At 56.9% G+C, this 5017-nt stretch carries 5 protein-coding genes; all 5 read left to right on the top strand.

The genetic code is table 11. The annotated features are described in order from the left end of the window. Window positions 1-262 (top strand): DUF2345 domain-containing protein (locus VL52_RS22630; protein ID WP_046159160.1); only part of this gene is annotated, 262 nt, incomplete at its 5' end. Between the two features lie 113 nt (window positions 263-375). Further along, on the top strand, window positions 376-1176 hold the full coding sequence (locus tag VL52_RS22625) for a DUF4123 domain-containing protein (RefSeq protein ID WP_046159159.1): 801 nt from the start codon (window positions 376-378) through the stop codon (window positions 1174-1176). A gap of 250 nt (window positions 1177-1426) precedes the next feature. Further along, window positions 1427-2116 (top strand): DUF3304 domain-containing protein, encoded by a 690-nt coding sequence (locus VL52_RS22620; protein ID WP_235429362.1) that lies wholly within the window; start codon window positions 1427-1429, stop codon window positions 2114-2116. Then, the gene (locus VL52_RS22615) at window positions 2113-3765 is read left to right on the top strand and encodes a T6SS phospholipase effector Tle1-like catalytic domain-containing protein (protein WP_235429361.1); all 1653 of its coding nucleotides are present in this window, start codon (window positions 2113-2115) and stop codon (window positions 3763-3765) included. The genes VL52_RS22620 and VL52_RS22615 overlap by 4 nt, the downstream gene beginning before the upstream one ends. Continuing rightward, the gene (locus VL52_RS22610; RefSeq protein WP_144410388.1) at window positions 3758-5017 is read left to right on the top strand and encodes a hypothetical protein; all 1260 of its coding nucleotides are present in this window, start codon (window positions 3758-3760) and stop codon (window positions 5015-5017) included. Before VL52_RS22615 ends, VL52_RS22610 begins: the two co-directional genes overlap by 8 nt.

Here is a 5017-nt window from a genome sequence, read left to right as displayed (position 1 = left end):
GACGATCACGTCCTGCAAGGAACGCATCGTCGTCAATGCCAAGGACGAGATTCTGTTGACCGCAGGCGGCGCTTATATACGTCTCAAGGGCGGCAATATCGAAGTGCACGCACCCGGCACCGTAAGCGTGAAAGCCGCCCAGCACAAGCTGAGCGGACCCGACAATATGACCATCCCGATGCCAGTTTTCCCAGGCAAGCAGTTCTGCTTGCAGTGCATGCTGAATGCGATCAAATCCGGCTCGCCCTTAGCCGGCCAATAAGAGAGGCCCCATGTATTTCGCAATAGACAAGGGGGATGTGGCATCCCTGGCCAACGCCTTGGCTGAGCAAATTGATGCCAGTCCCATGGAGTGGAACTGGTACGCATTAATGCATGGAGTGGAACTGGTACGCATTAATGGATGCCGGCTTCGATTACAACCATCGCCCGCTGCAATTGGCCACTGCCAACTGGCCACTGTATTTTCAGCCGGAATGGGGGGAGTTGCGCGCAGTATCGCCGCTATTGATCGAATGCCCCAGGCAGAACAATGCCATTCCGGCCAAGCTGCTGCGACACAGCCAAGGTCGGCCAATGCTTGGCTTTGTCGCCAGCGTGCTGGATGTGGAAACATTGCGCGATATCTGGCAGCGCAGCCTGAGCCTAACTACGGCTGATGGTCAACCCTACATTCTACGTTTTGCCGACACGCGCATCGCGGCCACCCTGCCCCAAACCTTGTCGCCCCCATCCTGGCGACGGCTATGCGCGCCTCTGACTCACTGGCTGATAGTCGACCGTGCAGGCACACTGCAGGCGCTGGACCTTGCCCCATCACATCTGGCTGTCGATGAAAAAGATAGTTGGGAGCTCACTGAGCCGGAATTGGTGGGTTTGCTGCGTTCAGCGGAACCCGATGCATTGGCCAATAGACTGAGTCAGGATTTTGCCGAACTATTGCCGGCATCCGGCGCCTTTCTCCACCACTGTTTGCAACGCTCCTGCGCAGCATTGGAAGAGCATCATATTGAAAACGCACCCGATCAATTGATGCTCGCCGTGGCGGCTTGCCTGAGTCAAGGACGCATTTTGGACGACCCCAGACTTCCCCAGGTCTTGCAGAGTCATGCCTTGCAAAAAGACGGCTTAGGCGAAAACCTAGCTTCCTTGCTGGATGACATCTCGGCCCTCTGAGAAATGGAAACACACCCATTCCAAAAGAAAAAATGGCCCGCCCGCATGCTTGTGGTTTCACTTGCAGGCACGTTCATTATTGGTGCCATGTTCTTGATATTTTCTGTAGGGATTATTTACTTCCAATGTTTGCATCCCTTTGAGAAGAGCGCAGAGGGTGACTGGTCCGCCCTGAACCATATTTTTTTTCTCATTTTCACTTCACCATTTTTGATTGCTACCGCATTTGCATTGTCTTCGCGGCTAATCCATGGATCGCAGCGAAAATTACTCAAGTTGGCCACAACAGCCTTGCTGTTTCTTTCCTATGGCGGTTTGTATTTTTTTATTCTGTGGCATAACTATCCGCCAAATCCGTAAGCAAGCTATTGCCTCGACCTTTCCACCGACAAGGTGTTGTTTTGAAAGATTGCCGGGAATTAATCAGATGAGAACGATAAAGCCCTGCCGTTTACTGCCTCGCTTTGCTTGGCTGACGGTCATACTATTACTATCTGCCTGTGATGATGCCACGACAGCCATCAGCTATCTCTCAGTCAACCATACGGAAAAACCTATCGACTCGGTCACTGTTAATGATCAAGGAGGGGTGCTCAACGTACCCCCGATGGGCGGTGGCGGTGGCGAAGTTTGCTGCGTAGTGGTGCCGAAAAAGTGGCGTCCAGGGCTGACTGCCAAAATTGGCTGGCTACAAGGTGGACATTATCAACGCGATGCGAATGGCAATCTGGTGATGCGCAATGGCGACAAGATATTCATCGAGGGAACCTGGAAAACCCGTACAGTAGCGATTCCAGAATATCAGGAAAAAGATGCCCAGCACTTCGATATTCACTTTTTACCCAATGACCAGGTGCTGGTCAAGCTGAGCGATATCATGCCCTATCATCCAGACTATCGCCCGGCATATCCCAAGAATACCCAAGGGGATAAACAATGAGCACGCAAAACCCCGCCCCCTACCCAGCAGGCCAACGCTCACTGAGTGCTCACGAACAACTGCAACGAGCTCAGGCCATGTCCTGCGTCAGCGGTAAGCAGGAAGCCCAATGCCAAAGTCAGATCCACGTGATGATGTTCTTCGATGGCACGGGCAACAATATCCAGGCTGACTATTACCAGGCGGAATCCGGCAAACAGCGTCCCAGCAATGTCGCCCGCCTATTCATGACGGCGCGAGACAAACCAAACGAGGGCTATTTCCGTTTTTACATGCCAGGAGTTGGTACCCCATTCCCGGAAATCGACGACACGGGGGGGGCCTTGGGCGGTGGCGCCGGCGCGGGCGGAGAGGCGCGCATTCTTTGGGCGCTGACGCGCCTGGTGAATGCGCCCCACCAGTATGTCAACAAAAGTCCGCTGATCGTCGATGGCTTGGCCAAGAAAATTACCAGCAATGCCGGCGGCCTGACCGGGGGCGTCATGCGCAAAGTGATTTTCAATACCTGGCAGGAAAAGCTACAGCAGGCGCTGAAGGGACGCAAACCCCAGATCACACAGATCAACCTGTCGGTATTCGGATTTTCACGCGGCGCCACAGAGGCGCGGGCATTCGTCAACTGGCTGTATCAAATATGTCATCAGCAAAATGGCGCATGGAGCTTTGCCGGCATTTCACTCCGAATACAGTTTCTTGGGATCATGGACACGGTGGCATCGGTAGGCCTGGCGCAACTGCTGCCCAATACCATACCCGCAACCGGGCACATGGCTTGGGCCGACAACAATCTGACCATCCATCCCGCAGTCGAGCAATGCGTGCATTACGTTGCCGGCCATGAAGTGCGCGCCTGCTTCCCGCTGGACACCGTGCGGCGCGGCAACTCATATCCAGCCAATACCATCGAAGTCATGTTCCCGGGCTCGCACTCGGATGTCGGAGGTGGTTATGCCAGCGGCGACCTAGGCATACTGCCCGCGCAAAATGGCCAATTGTGCGCGATACCGGGACGCCGGCTGTACGATGCCGCTCGCCAAGCTGGTGTGCCCCTCCTGGCAATGGACCAGTTGACTGAACGGGTGCAAAACCTTCTGACGCCGACTCAAGAGGTCATCAACGACTTTAACGCTTATTTGCGTGAAGCCAAGATTGCTCCAGGCTCGACGGAAAAGATGCATCGCCAGCACATGGCCCTATACCTGAGCCAACGATTCAAATACCGGCATGACTTTGCCAAGCGCGCGCCATATCGAACCGCCAGCGCCAAGCATCAGGGCTTTTTGCAGATTACCCAGACATCGCTGATCAAGGGATTGCGCAAACTCTACGCCGGCGACCCAATGGCGCCTGATTTTGACCCCGCCCGCGCCGCCGCGAAAGCAGCCAAACAGGAGCAAGAGCTGCAAAAACTAATGCCGATGCTGCCAGAGCAAGGCATGTCCATTCCCAGCGAAGTGCTGCCCGAAACCGATCCCAAAAAGGTTGCGGCCACGATGAATATTCGCCTGCTGACTCCGGCGATTGAGAATTTCCTGGAGAAATATATCCATGACTCCATGGCCGGCTTTATCGGCGATGGGGTAAATGAGGCCAAAATCAATCAGATCGGCCTGCTTAAATTCCGTACCTTGTATGCAGGCAATGAGTAACGCGCCGGTCGTCAGCCATAGACTGATGGCAAGCAGCCTGCTCAGTCTATTCCTGAGCAATGCGCATGCCAGCGACCATCCCGACAATGCGGCAGTCACACTTGGCTGGAACACGCTGCAGCTGCATGCCGATCAAACCCTGGCCAGTCCCCATCCCGGCCAGTATTCGGTGAAAAACCTGTTCGATCCCGATCCGGCGAAAGCCTGGGTGTTTCATGCCGAGCAACCCTACCCTCAGTCGGAAGACATCAAACCGGTTGCGCTGACGCTCACGCTGGCGCATCCCAGCCCGCTGTTCGCCATCGCGCTGGCCCCGGGCTACGCCAAATCGGCTGCCACCCAGTTCCAGAATGCTTCGCCCAAGCTGGTCAAGATCAGCCTGTACCGCGCGGGAGAAGCCAAGCCGTTTGAAACCCGCCTGTTCAAGCTGTCCTACCATGCGCGGCAATATTCGGCGGCCCAGCTGCGCCGCGAGCAGGGCGACATCGCCTTCGCCGACCAAAGCGATCAACGCGTCATCGGCAAGTCCGACAATGCGCTCAATAGCGCCGAGCGGCTGCTGCTGATCAATCCGGGCGCGGAAGCCGTTGCCAAGCTGGAGTTGCGCGTGTCCGCGATCGAAGCGGGTGCCAAGTACACCGATACCGCCATCGGCAAACTGAGGCTGCTGGACAGGCAGGCCCATGGCCAGTCGGCGGAATATCGGCTGGCGCAATATATGGGACGCGATCTGGATGCCCAGTTGGGCGGGCTGGATGACGGCAAGCTATGCCTCGCCTACTCCGGACAAACACCGTGGCCGGCGCTGCGGCATCAGGCCTGCTCCGCCCCCGCTCCGCGGGTGCTGATCGGGCAGGCGGACCAGGGCCTGGACGATATCTTTTTCACGCGCCAGGATCCGGCCAGCGGCGAATACCAAATCCCCTTCACCGCCGCGCTGCGCGATGCCCAGACCCGCACGGAAGGCAGCAAGCGGCATTTGCGCGTCAGCGCCGCCGATCTGCAGAATCAGGAATGGATACTGGCGCGGGACAGCCAAGGCGCATTGCGCGCCTGGTCCGGCATGGCGTTGACCCAGGCCATGCTGGCCAACCGCCATGATGGCCTGGATAAGCCCTATCTGCAGCCGCAGGACAGCGCTTATTTCTTCTTCGGCTACGCCCGCTTGCAGCTGGATCCCGCCGCAGGCGGATACCGGCCCAGCGTGTATGGTCCCTCCGGCCGGCAAGACGCCGCCTGGCCGCCGCGCTGA

The sequence above is a fragment of the Chromobacterium vaccinii genome (assembly GCF_000971335.1).
In the GTDB taxonomy this organism is placed as follows: Bacteria; Pseudomonadota; Gammaproteobacteria; order Burkholderiales; family Chromobacteriaceae; genus Chromobacterium; species Chromobacterium vaccinii.
This window is presented reverse-complemented; position numbering and strand designations above follow the sequence as displayed.